Below are 1,267 nucleotides of genomic sequence, written 5' to 3'. Positions count from 1 at the left end.
CTTAGAGGTCCTCGCGCCAGAAGGGCATGCTCATGCAGCGCGGGCCGCCACGGCCGCGGGAGAGCTCGGCGGAGGGCACGACGAGAAGGTCCAGGCCCTCCTTGTACAGCACGTCGTTGGTGACGGTGTTGCGGGCGTAGACGCAGATCTTGCCGGGCTCGACGCACAGGGTGTTGGAGCCGTCGTTCCACTGCTCGCGGGAGGCCGCGATCGGGTCGCCGCCGCCGCAGGGGATCAGCTTGACCTGGTCGACGCCGGTGGCGTCCTCCAGGACGTGCTCGAGGGTGTCCTCGATCAGGCGGATGTTGACCTCGCCCGGGTTCTTGCCGGCGGTCAGCTCGTAGACGCGCAGGGTGCCCATGATGGCGGGGTGGATCGTGAACTTATCGACGTCGATCTGGGTGAAGACCGTGTCGAGGTGCATGAAGGCGCGGGAAACGGGGATGTCGAAGGCCAGGATGCGCTCGACCTTGGAGTCGGAGTTCCAGAAGATGTTCTGGGCCATGACGTCGATGGCGGCTGCCTGGGTGCGCTGGGAGATGCCGACGGCGAGGGTCTTCTCGTTGATGTTCAGCACGTCGCCGCCCTCGGTGTGGAACTGGCAGTCGCGGCGGAAGTACAGGGAGACGTCCTTGTAGTCGGGGTGGTACTTGAAGACGTACTTGCCGTACAGGGTCTCGCGGTTGCGGGTGACCGAGTACATGCGGTTGAGGTTGACGCCCTCGCCGACGACCGCGAACGGGTCGCGGGTGAAGTAGAGGTTGGGCATCGGGTCGATGATCAGGTCGGACTCGGACTCGGAGTTGACCAGGGAGTCGAGGGTCGTGGACGCCGTGAGGGGCATGTCGATCTCGGCCTTGGTCATGCCGGCCATGGTCTTCTTGACGAACTCGAGGTTGTCCTCGATGGAGTCCAGCTTCTCGCGGACGATCTGCGGCATGCGCTGGCCGCGGATGCCTGCCTCGGCGATGTACTGGTCGGTGAACTCGGCGCGGGCGCCGGGGACCTGGTCGAACACCTCTGCGACGAGGTTCTCGAGGTAGAGCACCTCCACGCCCTGGTCCCTCAGGATCTGGGCGAAGGTGTCGTGCTCCTGCTGCGCGACCTCAAGGAACGGGACGTCGTCGAACAGGAGTCGCTCGAGCTCGTCGGGCGGCAGGTTGAGGAGCTCGTCGCCGGGACGGTGCAGGCAGACCTTCCTGAGCTTGCCGATCTCGGAAGGCACGTGCAGACCTTTCGTCATGGCCTCCTACCTTTCTTTCGGGCC

General features: G+C 65.2%; 1 protein-coding gene. It reads right to left on the bottom strand.

The genetic code is table 11. The features are described 5' to 3' along the window. Position 1: 1 nt before the first annotated feature. Positions 2-1,243: an arginine deiminase gene (gene arcA, locus DW123_RS09450; RefSeq protein ID WP_117735747.1), complete on the bottom strand. Its 1,242-nt coding sequence runs from the start codon at positions 1,241-1,243 to the stop codon at positions 2-4. Positions 1,244-1,267: the final 24 nt, after the last annotated feature.

The sequence above is a fragment of the Collinsella sp. AM10-26 genome (assembly GCF_003472525.1).
Lineage (GTDB): Bacteria > Actinomycetota > Coriobacteriia > Coriobacteriales > Coriobacteriaceae > Collinsella.
Note: the sequence above shows the minus strand (reverse complement) of the source record. Positions and strands in the feature narration are given on the sequence as shown.